We start from the raw sequence: 17203 nt of genomic DNA, 5'->3' as shown, positions 1-17203 counted from the left end.
CGACGCCGCGCTCACTCCTGCGGTACGGCGGCCGCCTCGCCCACCCGCCGCCCCTCGAGCTGGCTCCCGCCCTGCGCCAGCGTCACCCCCACCACCGCATTGCCCTCCCCGCGCTGGAAGACGATCTGTGCGCCGATGGTGGCCACCGCGAAGCGGTCGGTGCCCGTCGGCGTGAGCGCGTTGTAGCCGCGCCCGGTCTCTCGCACCAGCAGCCGCCCGTTGCGCACCGTGAAGCCCAGCGCCTTGGTCTTGCTGATGCGGTATTCGCCCTTGTAGTCCTCCAGCCGCTTCGGATCGACCGGCACCTCCGTCGTCGACACCGGGTAGCGGTTCTTGCCGATCGCCAGCATCACCGGCTGCAGCGGCGCGCGCGCGTTGCTGCTGAGCACGATCAGCGCCTCGCCGGTGTCGGGCGCGATCAGCCACAGCGTGCGGTAGCCCTCGGTGAGCCCCGCGTGCCAGTAGGTGCGGCGCCCGCCCTCGGGGCCGCGCACCATCACGGCATAGCCGATCTCGGCGCCCTCGTAGCGCGCGAGCGGCGTGAGCATGCGCGCGGCCGCCGGGCCCAGCGGGCCGCTTGCGCCGGCCAGGACCGCGCGGCTGAAGGTCATCATGTCGGCCGCTGTGGAGCGCAGCGCGCTGGCCGGCGCGTAGGCCATCATGTCCAGCAGCGGCCGGCGGCGGTCGCCGGAGAAAGCCGGGGCCATGCGCGAGGCCTTGTCGCCCAGCGAAATCACGGTGTCGTTCATGCCAAGCGGCTCGGTGATGCGCGCGCGCACCAGCTCGCCCCACGAGGTGTTGTAGCGCTCGGCCAGCAGCTGCCCGAGCAGCGCCATGCCGAAGTTGCTGTACGCGGCTTCGCACGGCGCCGCCGGCGCGGTGAGCTTGATGCGCGAGAGCGCGGCCCAGAATATCGGCCTATCGAAGCTGCGCAGCTGCTCGGCCAGCGGCTCCCCGCCTGTCACGCCATCGGCCATCACGGGCATGCAGCCCGTGTGCGTGGCGAGTTGCCTGAGCGTGACCGAGGCGGCCGCGGGCGGCACCCCCTGGACCTTGCCCGCGAGCACCTTGCCCACGGTGTCGTCCAGCTTCAGGTCGCCACGCTCCACCGCCTGCGCGAGCAGGAGGCCGGTGAAGACCTTGGTGACCGAGCCGATCTCGAACATCGGCTGCTCGGCGCTGTTGGGCTCGATGGGGCGCGGCGGCGAGAGCGGCTCGGGGTTGTAGGCCGCGCCGTACGAGGCCTTGCCGTTGCGCAGGAGGCCGATGACGAGCGTTCCGCGCTCGGCCCCGAGCGCCGTCTTGGCCAGCACGGCCGGATCGCTCGCGAGGGACAGCGGTTGCTGCTGCTGTTGTTGCTGCGGCGGCTGGAGCTGTGCGGCGGCATTGCCGGCCAGCAGCGGGGCAAGAAGCCAGGCCGCGAACCAGCGGCGGCGCATCACCGGGAACATGCTTGTGGACAAGGCTGGGGGCAGGCGCCGCATCGTCGAATTCCTCGGGGCATCGTCATCGAAAGAGGCGCCATCGTGCCACGCGGATGTAACACGAGCCCCGCGGCCACAATCGCGGCATGCGTGCATTGCTCACCACCTTCTCCTGGCAGGAACTGCGCCACCACCCCTGGCGCAACGCGGCGGCCGTGCTGGCCGTGATGCTGGGCGTGGCGCTAGCGTTCTCGGTGCAGCTCATCAATGCCTCGGCGCTGGACGAGTTTTCGAGCGCGGTGCGCTCGGTCAACGGCCAGCCTGATCTTGAGGTGCGCGCCGTGCAGGGCGGCTTCGACGAGGCCGTGTTCGCGCAGCTGGCGCGGCATCCGCAGGTGACGCTCGCGAGCTCCGTGCTCGAGTTCCAGGGCCTGGCCCTCGCCAGCGGCGAACGCCAGGTGCCGATGCGCGTGATCGGCGTCGATGCGCTGGTGCTCCCGACCATCGCGCCCGCGCTGATGCCGCAGCCCTCGGTCGGCGCCGGCCGTTTCTCTCTCTTCGCGCCCGGCCATGTGTTCCTCAACGCTGCAGCGCGCAGCGTGCTGGGGCTCCCGACGGAAGCCACCGGCACCGCCGAGACGGTGCAACTGCGCAGTGGCGCGACATGGCACAAGCTCGACGTGGCCGGCCATGTCGCCGCCAGCGGCACGGCGCTCGCGGTGATGGACATCGCCGCCGCGCAAGACCTGTTCGACCAGGTGGGGCGCTTGAGCCGCATCGACCTGCGCCTGGCGCCAGGCACCGACCGCGCGGCCTTCACCGAGGCGCTGCAGAAGTCCCCCGGCTGGCCCGCGGGTGTGCAGTTCGCGGAGCCGGGCGATGCGGCCGAGCGCGTGAGCAACCTCTCGCGCGCCTACCGCGTCAACCTCACGGTGCTCGCGCTGGTAGCGCTGTTCACGGGTGCGTTCCTGGTGTTCTCGGTGCTGGCACTCAGCGTGGCCAAGCGCGCGCAGCAGTTCGCGCTGCTCGGCGTGCTCGGCCTCACACCCCGCGAGCGGTTGCGGCTGGTGCTGGCCGAATCGCTGGTGCTGGGCGTGATCGGCAGCGCCGCGGGCCTGGCGCTCGGCACCGCGCTCGCGGCCTTCGCGCTGCGGGTGCTGGGCGGCGACCTGGGCGGCGGGTATTTCGAAGGCGTCGCGCCCAAGCTGCACTGGAGCGGCGGCGCGGCACTGCTGTACGGCGGCCTCGGCGTGGCGGCCGCGCTGGTGGGCGGCTGGTGGCCCGCGCGCGCGGCACAGGCGCTGCCCGAGGCGCAAACGCTCAAGGGCCTGGGCGCCGCGCCCACGCAAAGCCGCAGCCACTGGCTCGCGCTCGGGCTGATCGCACTGAGCGCTGCGCTCGCCAACATCCCGGCCATCGGCGGCATTCCGGTGGCGGCGTACCTCTCGGTGGCGTGCCTGCTGGTGGGCGGCATCACCGCCCTGCCCTGGCTCATCGCGCTGCTGTACGACCGCATCGCACCCGCGTTCGCCGAGCGCGTGCTGCCGATGCTGGCCATCGAGCGCGCGCGGCGCATGCGCGGCACGGCCGCCGTGGCGGTGAGCGGCGTGGTCGCGAGCCTGAGCCTCGCGGTGGCGCTCACGGTGATGGTCGCGAGCTTCCGCGATTCGGTGACGCACTGGCTCGACGTGGTGCTGCCGGCCGACCTGTACGTGCGCGCAACCTCGGGCGGCCGCGGCGGCAACAGCGGCGGCACGAGCAGCACCGACACCGCGACCTTTCCGCCCGCCTTCGTGCAGGCTCTGGCGCAACTGCCCGGCGTCGCGCGCACGGGCACGCTGCGCACGCAGTCATTGCAGCTCGATGCCGCGCAGCCCGCCGTGACGCTGATCGCGCGCAGCCTGGAAGGCAGCGCGTCGCAATCGCTGCCGCTGGTGGGTTCGGCATTGCCCGTGCCCGAGGGGCAGATCGGCATCTACGTGAGCGAGCCGATGGTGGAGCTCTACGGCGCGAAGCCGGGCACGGCTTTCGCGCCGCTGGCCGCGGCGCTGTCGGCCACCGCGCTCCCCACCAAAGTCGCGAACACCTTCTTCGTCGCGGGCGTGTGGCGCGACTACGCGCGGCAGTTCGGCGCCATCACGATGGACGCGCGCGACTACGAGCGCATCACCGGCCAGCGCGACGTGAGCGACATCTCGCTGTGGCTCGCGCCGGGCGCCTCCGAAGGCGCGGTGCAGGCGGCCGTGCGCGCGCTCGCGGCGCGCCAGGGTGGCGGGTCGCCCGACTCCGTGGAAATCGCCTCGGTCGGACAGATCCGCGCGACGTCGCTGCGCATCTTCGACCGCAGCTTCGCGGTCACCTACTGGCTGCAGGCCGTAGCCATCGCCATCGGTCTCTTCGGCATCGCGGCGAGCTTCAGCGCGCAGGTGCTCGCTCGGCGCAAGGAGTTCGGGCTGCTCGCGCACCTGGGGTTCACGCGGCGGCAGGTGCTGGCCGTGGTGGCGGGCGAAGGCGCGGCGTGGACGGCCATCGGCGCGGTGGCCGGACTGGTGCTCGGGCTCGCGGTGTCGGTGGTGCTCGTGAAGGTGGTGAACCCGCAGAGCTTTCACTGGACGATGGACCTGCTCGTGCCGTGGGCGCGCCTCATCGCGCTGTGCGGCGCGGTGGTCGTGGCGGGCACCGTCACCGCGTGGCTGGCGGGACGCGCGGCCGCGGACAAGGACGTGGTGCTGGCGGTGAAAGAGGACTGGTAAGGCCCTCGTTCTTCAACGCTCAGAAACCGGACGTGCCGTTCCAGTCGACCAGGCCCGTGCCGCTCCAGTGGCCGAAGGACGTGAGGTCCATCTTGGGCCGGCCGATGCGGCGCCAGATGTCGATCATGTGCACGACGCGGATGTCGTCGAACACGATCACCACTTCGCGCGACAAATTCAACGTAGCCAGATTCGCGAGGATGTTCGCTTCGGTGACGCCGTCCTTCGGCCCGTCGACAAAGATCAACTCGGCCGCTTCGAACAGCGCGCGATGCGGCGCGATGCCGCCCGGCGCGGAGATGTCGTGCAGCACCTGCCGCACGCGGCCCGCGGCGAAGTCGGAAGGCGCGAGCCATGTGTCGGGCAAGCGGTCCCACGCCAGCAGGTCGAAGGTGGTCAGCGTGCCCGATGGCTGCAGCTCCTGCGCGAGCGCCAGCGTGCCCATGCCGGTGAAGGTGCCGATCTCGATCACCGTCCTGGGGTTCAGCGTGCGCACCAGCGCGGCGAGCAGGCGGTAGTGCTCGCCGGGCCAGGTGTCGAACCAGTGCGGCTCCGTCGACGCGCGGCCTTCGTAGATCGGCAGCGCCCCATCCATCGCCGCCGAACATGCCTCGAGCGCGATCTCCATCAGGCGCCGGCTGGGCCGGGCAGGCTCGTCATCCATGCTCGCGATGATCGAGACTTCCTTGTGGCGCGCGGGGACTGCGGCGAATGTCCGGTTGAGCTCGTCGAGGGTCATGCCGCCTATTTTGCGGGCGCGAGCTGGATGCGCTCCACCGTTTCCTTCTCCACCGCCCCGCGGCTGTAGACCAGCGGCACGTACTTGCCTTCGAGCCACAGCGGCGCGAGGTCGCGGTAGTTCGGGCTGTCCGGGTTGCCCGACTGGCCGGGCGTGTTGATCACGCGCGAGGCGTCCCAGTTGCCCACGTCCAGCACCATGCGGAACGATGCGCCCGCGGTCAGCTTGTAGTCGCTCGCGCGGTAGGTCGCCGCCATCGGCGTGAAGCTGGAACCGGACATCGGCCAGTCGCCCACGTCGAGCTTCTTGCGCGTGGCCGCATCGACCACGCCGGCCAGCGGATGGCGGAACTCCGCGCGATGCAGCGTGCCCCACTTCCAGGCCTTCATGTCGGGGCCGAGCTTGGCGGTGAGTTCCTGCATCGCGGGCGGCAGCGTCTGCAGCAGCAGGGCATCGCGCTGCGCGTCGCTGACCCAGCCGAACGGGTTCTCCAGCAGCAACACCATGCGCGTGTTGTCGCCGGGCGCGGCCAGCGGTGCGCCCACCTCGCCAGCGCCGGCCTTGAGCACCGCCGCGCGCAGCGGCTTGCTGCTCCACACCTCGTAGAGCGCGGCGGCGGCGCTGTCGCGGTCCATCGTGCCGTCCCAGCCCTGCAGCAGGCGCAGGCCCGCGGCCGTTTGCGCGTCGTCGCTGCGCAGGCCCGCCAGCAGCTTCAGCAGCCGCTGCGCGGGCGTCGCGACGATGTCGTTCTGCATGCGCTCGGAGTCCTCGATGGTGAAGCGCGAGCCCGCCGCCACCTTCGCGGCGAACAGCTCCTTCAGGCGGCGCGCGCGGGCCGCATCGCTCCACTCGTAGCCGATGCCTTTCTTGGCGGCCGGATGGTCGGGCGGAATGTTGTTCTCGTTGGCGGTCACCACGTAGCCGCGCGCGGGGTTGAACTCCGAGGGTAGCTCGTCGCCGTTGCGAAAGCCCGACCACTCGTAGCGGCCGTCGCCCGGCACGGGCATGAGGCCGTCCCAGTTCGGGCGGATGGGCGTGAGGCCGCCCGGAATCCAGCCGACGTTGCCGCTGCTGTCGGCATACACCTGGTTCTCGCCGGGTGCGCCCCAGCGGTTCATCGCGGCGCGGAACTGGTCCCAGTTGCGCGCGCGCATGTAGTCCATCGAACCGAAGTACGGCGCCATGCCGGGCTCCAGCCACGCGGCGCGCAAGGCATACGCGCGGCGCTTTCCGGGCTCCGCGAGCAGCACGGGGCCATGGCGCGTGAAGGTGTTGACCACTTCGCGCGGCGCGCCCTCGCCCTTGACCGCGATGCGCTCGGTGACGCGCGTCATCGGCTCCCAGCGGCCCTGGTAGCGGTACTCGTTGGGGTTGCGCGGGTTGAGCTGGTACACGTACAGGTCTTCCTGGTCCATGTAGAAGCGCGTGAGGCCGAAGGCGATGGTGCCGTTGTGGCCGATCGACAGGCCCGGCAGGAAGGGCTCGCCCGCGCCGATGGCGTCCATGCCGGGCGCGCTCAGGTGCGTCATGTAGCGCAGGCTCGGCGCGCCGTGCGAGCGGTGCGGGTCGTTGGCCAGGATGGGCCGGCCCGTGGACGTGAGCTTCGGCGAGATGACCCAGTTGTTGCTGCCGTAGGCGCCCGTGGGATCGCCTTGCAGGGCCTGTTCCTGTTGCTGCGCCGCGTCCTGCTCGGCTTTCGCGGCGATCGATTCGGCGCTGCCGGGCAGCAGGGCGACCGGCGTGGAGGGCGCGCCCGCGTCCATGCCCACCCGCGTGTTCGCCTTGGTGAACTGCGGCGATTCGGTCGCCCGCATGTAGGCCGCGCGCAGCTCCGCCGCGGGGATGGTGCAGGGATCGAAACCCACAGGCACCTTCGGCGTGACCGGCGGATCGAGCTCGCGGCGCAGCCAGTCGGCCTTGACGCCCTGCCCGCCTGCGCAGAAGGCGCGCGCGCGATCGACCTCGGACGTGAAATTGAGCGTGAGCCCGTGGTGCCGGATGCGCACCACGTCCTCGGGCGACCAAGTGGCCGGCTGGTAGCCCAGCAGCGCGAATTCGGTGGGCAGCAGCGCGGGCTGCGCGCGCACCTGCGCGACGTAGGCGTTGACGCCGGCGGTGAAGGCCTCGGCCACGCGCTTGGCGTCCGACCCGTAGGCCAGCCACTCGCGGTACATGTCGCCGCGGTAGAGCACGGCGCGCGCGGCGCGGTCGCTCTCGACCCAGGCGGGGCCGAAGTCTTTGGCCATCTCCCCGAGGCCGCGCTTGCGCCAGAGGTCCATCTGCCAGAGCCGGTCGCGCGCGGCGATGAAGCCCTGCGCCACGAAGGCGTCGTAGAGCGTGCCCGCATACAGGTGCGGCACGCCCCAGCGGTCGACCAGCACCTCGGCGGGTTTCTCCAGGCCGGGCACGGTGAACGATGAGGAGGGGCGCGTGGGCGTGTCGCTGCTGCCCGGAGGGCTGGATGCGCAGCCGGCCAGTGCGATGGCTGCAAGCGCCGTGGCGCCGAGGGAGAGCCGATGGTTGTTCGGCATGCGTCGCGCTGCGAGGCGCGGGCTCGTTCTTTTCATGTGTCTCGTCTCCTGCCTTGTTGATGGCAGCGCACAGTATCCAGATTTCTTCGGGGCGCGGGGTTACAAGGCATGACTTGTAGACTGGCGCGCTATGCAGCCCACACCCTCCTTCCTCCCTGGCGCCTCCTGCAGCGGCTGGCTCGGCGGCGCTATCCGCCGCATCGAGGCCGACTACCAGCGCAGCGCCGACACGCACCTGATCCCGCTCCCCCTGCCCGCGCTCGCGGCCGCGGGCATCGACCTGTACCTGAAGGACGAATCCACCCATCCGACGGGCAGCTTGAAGCACCGGCTCGCACGTTCGCTCTTTCTCTATGCGCTGTGCAACGGCTGGGTGCGCGAGGGCACGACGATCGTGGAGGCGTCGAGCGGCTCGACGGCGGTGAGCGAGGCCTATTTCGCGCGGCTGCTGGGCCTGCCCTTCATCGCGGTGATGCCGCGCAGCACCTCGCCCGAGAAGATCGCGCAGATCGCCTTCTACGGCGCGAGCTGCCACTTCGTGGACCACGCGGCGCAGGTGTACGAGGAGGCCCGCGCGCTGGCCGAGCGCACGGGCGGCCACTACATGGACCAGTTCACGTATGCCGAGCGCGCGACCGACTGGCGCGGCAACAACAACATCGCCGAGAGCATGTTCCAGCAGATGGCGCGGGAGCGCCATCCGATCCCCGAATGGATCGTGGTGGGTGCGGGCACCGGGGGCACCAGCGCGACCATCGGCCGCTATCTGCGCTACCGCTGCCACGACACGCAGGTGTGCGTGCCCGATCCGGAGGGCTCGGTGTTCTCGGCCTATCACCGCACAGGCGATGCAACGCTGACGGCGGTCGGCTCGCGCATCGAAGGCATCGGGCGGCCGCGCGTGGAGCCGAGCTTCATCCGTACGCTGGTGGATCGCATGATCGAGGTGCCGAACCTCGATTCGGTCGCGGCGATGCACGCGCTCTCGGCGCTGCTCGGGCGCAAGGTGGGGCCTTCGACGGGCACCAACTTCATCGGCATGCTGGCCGTGGCGCAGGAGATGCGCGCGGCCGGGCGGCAGGGATCGATCCTGTCGCTGCTGTGCGATTCGGGCGAGCGCTACCTGCCGAGCTATCACGATGCGGCGTGGGTGAAGAACGCGTTCGGCGACATCGGGCCGGCGCAGCAGCGCGTCGATGCGCTGGTGGCGGGGTGATGTCCTTCGGCCCTTTCGGTCTCTCGCGGCGCAGCCTGTTGCTGGCTGCGTTGGCTGCGGCACCCGCAAGCTGGGCCTTGCCCGCGCGCACGCTGCAGTTTCCGCGCGACTTCGGCAGCCATCCCGACCTGCACACCGAGTGGTGGTACATCACCGGCCATGCGAAGAATGCGGTGGGGCGTGAGTTCGGCTTCCAGGTGACTTTCTTCCGCTCGCGCATCGATGCGACGCAGGCCATGCGCTCGGCCTTCGCCGCGAAGAATCTCGTGTTCGCACACGCGGCCGTCACCGATCTCGAAGGCCGCGTGCTGCTGCACGACCAGCGCATCGCGCGCGCCGGCTTCGGTGTGGCATCGGCGAGCGAAACCGACACCGACGTGCGGCTGCGCGACTGGTCGCTGGTGCGCAAGGACGGCAGCTATGCGGCGCGCATTCCGGCCGGCGAGTTCGCGCTCGACCTGCGCTTCACGCCAACGCAGCCTGTTCTCCTGCAAGGCAACGCCGGCCTCTCGCGCAAGGGACCCGATGAAGCCCAGGCGAGCTACTACTACAGCGAGCCCCAGTTGAAGACACAGGGCAAGCTCACGCTCAAGGGGCAGGGCTTCGATGTCGATGGCACCGCGTGGCTCGACCACGAATGGAGCGAGGCGTTGATGCATCCCGACGCCGTGGGCTGGGATTGGATCGGCATGAATCTGGACGATGGCAGCGCGCTCACCGCCTTTCATCTGCGTCGCAAGGATGGCAGTGCGCTGTGGGGTGGTGGTTCGTTTCGCACGCGCGATGGGGCGCTGCGTGTCTTCAGGAACGACGAGGTGCGCTTCGAGAGCGTCAATGCGTGGAGCAGTCCGCGCACGCAGGCGAAGTACCCGACGCAATGGCGCGTGCAGACGCCGTCCGGCAACTTCGAGGTGCGCGCGCTGCTCGATGACCAGGAACTGGACAGCCGCGGATCGACCGGAGGCGTGTACTGGGAGGGGTTGAGCGATCTGCTTGATGCGCAAGGCAAGCGTGTCGGTCGTGGGTATCTGGAGATGACGGGCTACGCTGCGCCTTTGCGGCTCTAGGGTCTGTTCGGGGCACTGGTGTTCAGGGCGGGTGCACAGGCCACCGGGTACTCCCCTCCGCGAATGTCCCCCGGGCTTCGCCCTCCTCCTTGATTTCGCTGCGGGGAGCACCCGATGCCCTGCGCACGATGGGCGCTGTCGTTGTGCTGGAGGATCAATCGCGGGGGATCGAGATCGCCGTGCTGCCGAAGGCCGACCAGCGGCCTTCGGAGCGGGCGCGTTCAGCCGGTCAGTGCGACGGGCCCGAGCCGCGGCCCTTGCGCCGGTCGATGAAGGCGATGATCTCGCCCATGATCCCCTTGCGGAACGCGAGCACGCAGATCACGAAGATCAGGCCCGTGACCATGGTCACCGACTCGCCCAGCGTGTTGAACCAGTCGATGGTCGTGATGCGCGCGAGGAAGTTGCCCAGCTCGCCGATCTTGTTCTCCAGCAGCACCACCACCGCCGAGCCGACCAGCGGACCCGAGAGCGTGCCCAGGCCGCCGACGAGGGTCATCAGGATGACCTGGCCCGAGGCGGTCCAGTGCACGTCCGACAGGGTGGCGAAGCCCAGCACCAGCGTCTTGAGCGAGCCCGCAAGGCCCGAGAGCGCGGCCGAGATCACGAAGGCCAGCAGCTTGAAGCGGCTCACGTCGTAGCCGAGGGACAAGGCGCGCGGCTCGTTCTCCTTGATGCCCTTCAACACCTGCCCGAACGGCGAGTGGATGGTGCGCACGATCAGGAGGAACGCGGCCACCACGACGACCAGCGCGACGTAGTACATCGTGAGGTCGTTCGACAGGTCGATGACGCCGAAGAGCTTGCCGCGCGGCACGCCCTGCAGGCCGTCTTCGCCGCCGGTGAACCTGGCCTGCAGCGCGACGAAGAACATCATCTGCGCGAGCGCCAGCGTGATCATCGCGAAGTAGATGCCCTGGCGGCGGATGGCCACGATGCCGAAGATCCAGCCGAGGAAGGCGCCGCTCAAGGTGCCGGCGATGAGGCCCAGTTCGGGGGTGAGGCCCCAGACCTTCATGGCATGGCCTGCCACATAAGCGGAGCCGCCCAGGAAGGCCGCATGGCCGAAGGACAGCAAACCGGTAAAGCCCAGCAGCAGGTTGAAGGCCGCGGCGAACAGCGCGAAGCACATGAGCTTCATCACGAACACCGGGTAGGCGCCGAAGAACGGCGCCGCGATGAGCGCGACCAGCAGCAGTGCGTAGACGACGGTGGAGATCTTTTTCATGTTCATGCCGTCCGCCTTATTTCTCTTTGCCGAACAGGCCGGCGGGGCGGATGAGCAGCACGATGACCATGATCACGAACACAACCGTAGACGATGCCTCGGGATAGAAAACCTTGGTGAGCCCTTCGATCACGCCGAGGCCCAGACCGGTGAGGATGGCGCCCATGATGGAGCCCATGCCGCCGATCACCACCACGGCGAAGACCACGATGATGAGGTTCTGGCCCATGAGCGGCGAGACCTGCATCACCGGTGCGGCCAGCACGCCCGCGAAGGCGGCGAGCGCGCAGCCGAAGGCGTAGGTCAGCGTGATCATCAGCGGCACGTTGACGCCGAAGGCTTCCACGAGACGCGGGTTCTCGGTGCCGGCGCGCAAATACGCGCCCAGGCGCGTCTTCTCGATCACGTACCAGGTGGCAAAGCAGATCACCAGCGAGGCGACGACCACCCAGGCGCGGTAGTTGGGCAGCACCATGAAGCCGAGGTCGGTGGCGCTGGAGAGCGCATCGGGCGCGTCGTAGGGCAGGCCCGAGACGCCGTAGACCGAGCGGAACACGCCTTCGATCAGGAGCGTGAGGCCGAGCGTGAGCAGGAGGCCGTAGAGATGGTCGAGCTTGTAGATCCAGCGCAGCAGGAGCCGCTCGATCACCACGCCGAAGAGGCCGATGACGATGGGCGCGGCAATCAGCATCACCCAGTAGTTGATGCCGAAATACTCCATGGCCATCCAGGTGAGGACGGCCCCCAGCATGAACAGCGCGCCGTGCGCGAAGTTGATGACGTTGAGCAAACCGAAGATCACCGCCAGCCCGAGGCTCAGGATGGCGTAGAACGAGCCGTTGACCAGCCCCAGAAGGAGCTGGCTCAACAAGGCGGGAAGGGAAATGGTCATAAGCGTTTCAACGAACCCGGGCGCCGCGGCGGCGCCCGCGGGAGATCACTTCCAGAGGGCGCACCGGCTCTCGGCCTTGGTCGTGAAGACTTCTTCGCCCTTCAGCTTCTGGACCACCTTGTAGTAGTCCCACGGCTGCTTGGATTCGGCCGGCGACTTGACCTGCATCAGGTACATGTCGTGCACGAAGCGGCCGTCGGCGCGCACGGTGCCCTTGGCATAGAAGTCGTCGATGGGCGTGGACTTGATGGTCTCCATCACCTTGTCGGCATCGACCGTCTTGGCGGCCTGCACGGCCTTGAGATAGGTCATGGTGGCCGAGTAGTCGGCCGCCTGGATGTCGGTGGGCATGCGCTTGGTCTTCTCGAAGAAGCGCTTGCCGAAGGCGCGCGTCTTGTCGTCCAGGTTCCAGTCCCAGCTGGTGGTGAGCAGGAGGCCCTCGGTGTTCTTCAGGCCCAGGCTGTGCACGTCGGTCACGAACACCAAGAGGCCGACCATCTTCATGTTCTTGGAGATGCCGAATTCCTTGGCGGCCTTGATCGCGTTCTGCGTGTCGCCGCCCGCATTGGCGAGCGCGAGCACCTGCGCCTTGGAGTTCTGCGCCTGCAGCAGGAAGGAGGAGAAGTCCGACGTGTTCAGCGGATGCTTCACGCTGCCCAGCACCGTGCCGCCCTTCTCTTTCACCACCTTGGTGGCGTCGGCCTCGAGTGCCTGGCCGAAGGCGTAGTCGGCCGTGAGGAAATACCAGCTCTTGTCGCCGCGCGCGATCACCGCGCCGCCGGTGCCCTTGGCGAGCGCCACGGTGTCGTAGGCGTAGTGCACGGTGTAGGGCGAGCACTGCTCGTTGGTGAGCGCCGAGCTGCCCGCGCCGTTCACGATGAACACGCGCTTCTTCTCCTGCGCGACCTTCGCCATGGCCAGGCCCGTGCCCGAGCTGGTGCCGCCGAACAGCATCGTCAGGCCCTGCGTGTCGATCCACTCGCGCGCCTTGGAGGCGGCGATGTCGGCTTTGTTCTGGTGATCGGCCTGCAGCAGCTCGATAGGCATGCCGTTGACCTTGCCGCCGAAGTCGTCGATGGCCATCTGGATGGCGAGGGCGCCGTTCTTGCCCTCCACGTCCGCGTAGAGGCTCGACATGTCGGTGATGAAACCGATCTTGACCTTGTCCTGCGCCTGCGCGGCGCCGGCCGCCATCAGGCAGGTTGCGGCGAGGCAGGCGGAGGCGATGAGCGTGCGTTGCATGGCGTGATCCTCTTGGTTGACTTTGGTGAAAAGGTCTGGCGCGGCTTCAGCCGTTTATTTCCAGAGCGTGCATTTCGTCTCGGCCTTCGTGGTGAAGACCTGGTCGCCCGGCAGCGTCTTGAGCACCTTCAGGTAGTCCCAGGGCTTCTTCGACTCGGCGGGCGACTTCACTTCGACCAGGTACATGTCGTGGATGAAGCTGCCGTCGGCGCGGATCTGGCCCTTGGCGTAGAAGTCGTCGATCTTCATGCTCTTGAGCTGCGCCATCACCTTGTCCGAATCGGTGGTCTTGGCGGCGGCCACGGCCTTCAGATACGTCATGGTGGCCGAGTAGTCGGCGGCCTGCACGTCGGTGGGCATGCGCTTGGTCTTCTCGAAGAAGCGGTTGGCGAACTTGCGCGATTCGTCGTTCAGGTCCCAGTACCAGCTGGTGGTGTGCAGGAGGCCTTCGGTGTTCTTCAGGCCCAGGCTGTGCACGTCGCTCAGAAAGACCAGCAGGCCCGCGGTCTTCATGGTCTTGTTGATGCCGAATTCCTTGGACGCCTTGATCGCGTTGATGGTGTCGCCGCCCGCGTTCGCCAGGCCCAGGATCTGCGCCTTGGAGTTCTGCGCCTGCAGCAGGAACGAGGAGAAGTCCGATGCGTTCAGCGGATGGCGCACCGCGCCCACCACCGTGCCGCCCTTTTCCTTCACGACCTTGGTGGTGTCGGCTTCCAGCGCGTGGCCGAAGGCGTAGTCGGCTGTCAAAAAGAACCAGCTCTTGCCGCCGCGGTCCACCACTGCCGCGCCGGTGCCCTTGGCCAGCGCCACGGTGTCGTAGGCGTAGTGCACGGTGTAGGGCGAGCACTGCTCGTTGGTGAGCACCGAGCTGCCGGCGCCGTTGTTGAAGTACACGCGCTTCTTCTCTTCGGCCACCTTGGCGGTCGCGAGCGCGGTGCCGGAGTTGGTGCCGCCGAAGATCATGGTCACGCCGGCCGTGTCGACCCACTCGCGGGCCTTGGAGGCGGCGATGTCGGCCTTGTTCTGGTGGTCCGCGACCAGCAGTTCGATGGGCTGGCCCAGCGCCTTGCCGCCGAAGTCGTCGATGGCCATCTGGATGGCGGTCGCGCCGCCCTTGCCTTCGAGGTCTGCGTAGAGGCTGGAGAGGTCGGTGACGAAGCCGATCTTCACTTTTTCCTGCGCCTGTGCGGCGCCCGCGCCCATGGCGAGGATGGCGACGGCGGTGGCGATGAGGCCGAGTTTCTTGTTCATGGTGTTGTCTCCTGAAGGAATCTTTGTGGGATGAGGAAAGGGGGGAAAGCGTCTTGTGGACTTTTGCGGGTTCAGACGCCGAGCAACTCGGTGAGCACCGGCATCTTGGCTTCGAGGTCGGCAGCGCCGAACTTCTCCACGATGCGCCCGTGCTCCATCACGTAGAAGCGGTCGGCCAGCGGCGCGGCGAAGCGGAAGTTCTGCTCCACCATCACGATCGTGTAGCCCTTGGCGCGCAGCGTGGTGATCATGCGGGCCAGCGCCTGCACGATGACCGGCGCGAGGCCTTCGGAAATCTCGTCGAGCAGCAGGAGCTTGGCGCCCGTGCGCAGGATGCGCGCGACGGCCAGCATCTGCTGCTCGCCGCCCGACAGGCGCGTGCCCTGGCTGTGGCGGCGTTCGGCGAGGTTGGGGAACATGGCGTAGATCTCTTCGACCGACATGCCCGGGCCCGCGCCCTTGAGTTCGGGCGGCAGCAGCAGGTTTTCTTCGCACGAGAGGCTCGCGAAGATGCCGCGCTCTTCCGGGCAGTAGCCGATGCCCAGGTGCGCGATGCGGTGCGTGGGCATCGCGATCGTTTCCTTGCCGTTGACTTCGATGCTGCCCTTGCGCGCGCCGGTCAGGCCCATGATCGCGCGCAGCGTGGTGGTGCGGCCCGCGCCGTTGCGGCCCAGCAGCGTGACGACTTCGCCGGGCTGCACGACCATGTCCACGCCATGCAGCACGTGCGATTCGCCGTACCAGGCCTGGAGCCCTTTGATTTCGAGTGCGGCGGTCATCGAGCCTCCCGCCGGGCCGCCCCAAGGGAGGCTCGCGCCCCCTCGGGGGGCAGCGAATACACGAAGTGATGAGCGTGGGGGTTCATGTCAATGCGCGCCCTGCATTTCGCCGTCGGTGGTGCCCATGTAGGCTTCCATGACCTGCGGGTTCTTCGAGACTTCGGCGTAGGGCCCCTCGGCCAGCACGGCGCCGCGTTGCAGCACGGTGATGGTGTCGGCGATGGTGGAGACCACGCTCATGTTGTGTTCGACCATGAGGATGGTGCGTCCGGCCGACACGCGCTTGATGAGCTCGGCCACGCGGTGCACGTCTTCATGGCCCATGCCTTGGGTGGGCTCATCGAGCAGCATGAGCTCGGGCTCCATGGCCAGCGTGGTGGCAATCTCCAGCGCGCGCTTGCGGCCGTAGGGCAGGTTCACGGTCTGTTCGTCGGCAAGGTCTTCCAGGCCGACTTCAGCCAGCAGCTCGCGGGCTCTGGCATCCAATGGCTTGAGCGACTTCTCGCTCTTCCAGAAGTGGTACGAGGTGCCCAAGCGCCGCTGCAGCCCCAGGCGCACGTTCTCCAGCAGCGTCAGGTGCGGGAACACGGCCGAGATCTGGAACGAGCGGATGATGCCGCGCCGCGCGATCTGCGCGGGGCGCTCGCCGGTGATGTCCTGACCATTGAACAGGATCGTGCCCGTGGTGGGCTCCAGGAACTTGGTGAGCAGGTTGAAGCAGGTGGTCTTGCCGGCGCCGTTGGGGCCGATGAGTGCGTGGATCGAGCCGCGCACCACCGAGAGGTTGACCTTGCTGACCGCGGTGAACCCCTTGAATTCCTTGGTGAGCTGGCGTGTTTCGAGGATGACGTCGCTCATCTCGCGAGGTCGCCCGGGTTCGGAAAAAAGAAGTCGGTCATGCAGTCCATCTCGGCGCGCCACCATGGAGCGCGGACCGATTGTTCGTGGGCGACTCGCGCTTGCATACTGGGGCAAATGCCTATGCTGCACTGCAACCTGCCGGCAGCGTAGAAGTTATGCACGATCACCAACTGTCGTCGCAGTGACAATGACGCCTCCCGCCCGACAACTCCCCCCATGCAATCCATGCCCGTAACGATCCGCGATGTGGCCGAGGCCGCCGGCGTGTCGATCAGCACCGTCTCGCGCGCCTTGAAGAACCAGCGCGGCCTCTCGGACGACACCCGCCGCATGATCCGCAAGATCGCCAGCGACGTCGGCTACAACGCGGGGCGCCTGCGCAGCGCCAAGGCCAAGCGGCTGGTCTTCATGGTGCACCGCCAGCACAGCCACTTCTCGGTCAACCCTTTCTTCTCCGACGTGCTGCATGGGGTGGAGGACGCCTGCCGCGAGTTCGGCATCGTGCCCACGCTGCTCACGTGCGGCCCGACCGATCCGATCCGCGAACAGCTGCGGCTGCACGAGCCGGACATGATCCTGGCCGCGGGCTTCTTCGAGACCGAGGTGCTGGACATGGTGGCCGCGCTCGACCTGCCCTTCGCGCTCATCGATTTCTCGCTGCGCGACATGCTTGCGGTGAACCCCGACAACGCGACCGGCGGGTATCTGGCCACGCGGCACCTGCTGGACATCGGGCGCCAGCGCATCGCCTACATCGCGGGGTCGCTCGCGCATGTGAGCATCCTGGAGCGGGCCCAAGGCTACCGCCGCGCGCTGTTCGAAGCGGGCATCCTGGCCGACCCGGAGCTGGAGGTGGTCGCGCCGCTGGGCCTCGCGCACGACCGCGGCGCATCGGCCGCCATGCAGCAGTTGCTGCGCTTGCGCAGGCCGCCGGACGCCGTGTTCGCATGCAACGACATGGCCGCGCTCGCGGCGCTCGACACGTGTCTCGCGGCGGGCCTCCGCGTGCCCGAGGACGTGGCGATCGTGGGCTTCGACGATGTGCAGACCGCCGCATCGGCCAAGCCCCCGCTCACCACGGTGCGCGTGGACCGCCAGGCGCTTGGCCGCATGGGCGTCGCGCTGGCGATGCAGGGCGGCTCGCTGCCGCGCCTGAACACGCTGCCGGTCGAGCTGATCGTGCGGCAGAGCACGGTGGGCTGAGGCCGCGCGCGGCCCCC

General features: G+C 68.5%; 13 protein-coding genes. 4 read left to right on the top strand and 9 right to left on the bottom strand.

Going from position 1 to position 17203, the window contains the following annotated elements:
- Nucleotides 1–11: 11 nt before the first annotated feature.
- On the bottom strand, nucleotides 12–1484 hold the full coding sequence (locus ACZYRS_RS12955) for a serine hydrolase domain-containing protein (RefSeq protein ID WP_463419593.1): 1473 nt from the start codon (nucleotides 1482–1484) through the stop codon (nucleotides 12–14).
- Nucleotides 1485–1570: 86 nt separating this feature from the next.
- Between ACZYRS_RS12955 and ACZYRS_RS12950 the strand changes: the two genes are divergently transcribed.
- Nucleotides 1571–4177, top strand: a complete 2607-nt coding sequence (locus ACZYRS_RS12950) for an FtsX-like permease family protein (protein ID WP_463419592.1) — start codon at nucleotides 1571–1573, stop codon at nucleotides 4175–4177.
- A 19-nt stretch (nucleotides 4178–4196) separates the two neighbouring features.
- On the opposite strand, the gene ACZYRS_RS12945 is transcribed toward ACZYRS_RS12950, so the two are convergent.
- Together ACZYRS_RS12945 and ACZYRS_RS12940 are read right to left on the bottom strand one after the other, a co-directional pair.
- Nucleotides 4197–4916 carry a class I SAM-dependent methyltransferase gene (locus tag ACZYRS_RS12945; RefSeq protein WP_463419591.1) on the bottom strand — a complete coding sequence of 240 codons (720 nt, stop codon included), beginning with the start codon at nucleotides 4914–4916 and terminating at the stop codon, nucleotides 4197–4199.
- 5 nt (nucleotides 4917–4921) lie between these two features.
- Nucleotides 4922–7447: a penicillin acylase family protein gene (locus ACZYRS_RS12940; protein ID WP_463422483.1), complete on the bottom strand. Its 2526-nt coding sequence runs from the start codon at nucleotides 7445–7447 to the stop codon at nucleotides 4922–4924.
- 130 nt (nucleotides 7448–7577) lie between these two features.
- On the opposite strand from ACZYRS_RS12940, the gene ACZYRS_RS12935 reads away from it, so the two are divergent.
- Together ACZYRS_RS12935 and ACZYRS_RS12930 are read left to right on the top strand one after the other, a co-directional pair.
- Nucleotides 7578–8663, top strand: a complete 1086-nt coding sequence (locus ACZYRS_RS12935) for a PLP-dependent cysteine synthase family protein (protein ID WP_463419590.1) — start codon at nucleotides 7578–7580, stop codon at nucleotides 8661–8663.
- Nucleotides 8663–9730: a lipocalin-like domain-containing protein gene (locus tag ACZYRS_RS12930; protein WP_463419589.1), complete on the top strand. Its 1068-nt coding sequence runs from the start codon at nucleotides 8663–8665 to the stop codon at nucleotides 9728–9730. Before ACZYRS_RS12935 ends, ACZYRS_RS12930 begins: the two co-directional genes overlap by 1 nt.
- Nucleotides 9731–9959: 229 nt before the next feature.
- Here ACZYRS_RS12930 and ACZYRS_RS12925 read toward each other — a convergent pair whose 3' ends face one another.
- The 6 genes from ACZYRS_RS12925 to ACZYRS_RS12900 form a co-directional block, all read right to left on the bottom strand.
- Nucleotides 9960–10964: a branched-chain amino acid ABC transporter permease gene (locus tag ACZYRS_RS12925; RefSeq protein WP_198784776.1), complete on the bottom strand. Its 1005-nt coding sequence runs from the start codon at nucleotides 10962–10964 to the stop codon at nucleotides 9960–9962.
- Between the two features lie 10 nt (nucleotides 10965–10974).
- Nucleotides 10975–11850 carry a branched-chain amino acid ABC transporter permease gene (locus tag ACZYRS_RS12920; protein ID WP_198784777.1) on the bottom strand — a complete coding sequence of 292 codons (876 nt, stop codon included), beginning with the start codon at nucleotides 11848–11850 and terminating at the stop codon, nucleotides 10975–10977.
- Between the two features lie 45 nt (nucleotides 11851–11895).
- Nucleotides 11896–13092, bottom strand: a complete 1197-nt coding sequence (locus tag ACZYRS_RS12915) for an ABC transporter substrate-binding protein (protein WP_463419588.1) — start codon at nucleotides 13090–13092, stop codon at nucleotides 11896–11898.
- Between the two features lie 54 nt (nucleotides 13093–13146).
- Complete coding sequence (locus ACZYRS_RS12910) at nucleotides 13147–14295, bottom strand: ABC transporter substrate-binding protein (protein ID WP_233101626.1); 1149 nt, start codon at nucleotides 14293–14295, stop codon at nucleotides 13147–13149.
- 119 nt (nucleotides 14296–14414) lie between these two features.
- The gene (locus ACZYRS_RS12905) at nucleotides 14415–15122 is read right to left on the bottom strand and encodes an ABC transporter ATP-binding protein (protein WP_463419587.1); all 708 of its coding nucleotides are present in this window, start codon (nucleotides 15120–15122) and stop codon (nucleotides 14415–14417) included.
- Nucleotides 15123–15209: 87 nt separating this feature from the next.
- Nucleotides 15210–15980, bottom strand: coding sequence for an ABC transporter ATP-binding protein (locus tag ACZYRS_RS12900; RefSeq protein WP_093431332.1), 771 nt, complete (start codon nucleotides 15978–15980; stop codon nucleotides 15210–15212).
- Nucleotides 15981–16208: 228 nt separating this feature from the next.
- On the opposite strand from ACZYRS_RS12900, the gene ACZYRS_RS12895 reads away from it, so the two are divergent.
- Nucleotides 16209–17186 carry a LacI family DNA-binding transcriptional regulator gene (locus ACZYRS_RS12895; protein WP_463422482.1) on the top strand — a complete coding sequence of 326 codons (978 nt, stop codon included), beginning with the start codon at nucleotides 16209–16211 and terminating at the stop codon, nucleotides 17184–17186.
- The last annotated feature ends 17 nt before the right edge of the window (nucleotides 17187–17203 follow it).

It is taken from the genome of Variovorax sp. AC194 (genome assembly GCF_979257995.1).
Note: the sequence above shows the minus strand (reverse complement) of the source record. Positions and strands in the feature narration are given on the sequence as shown.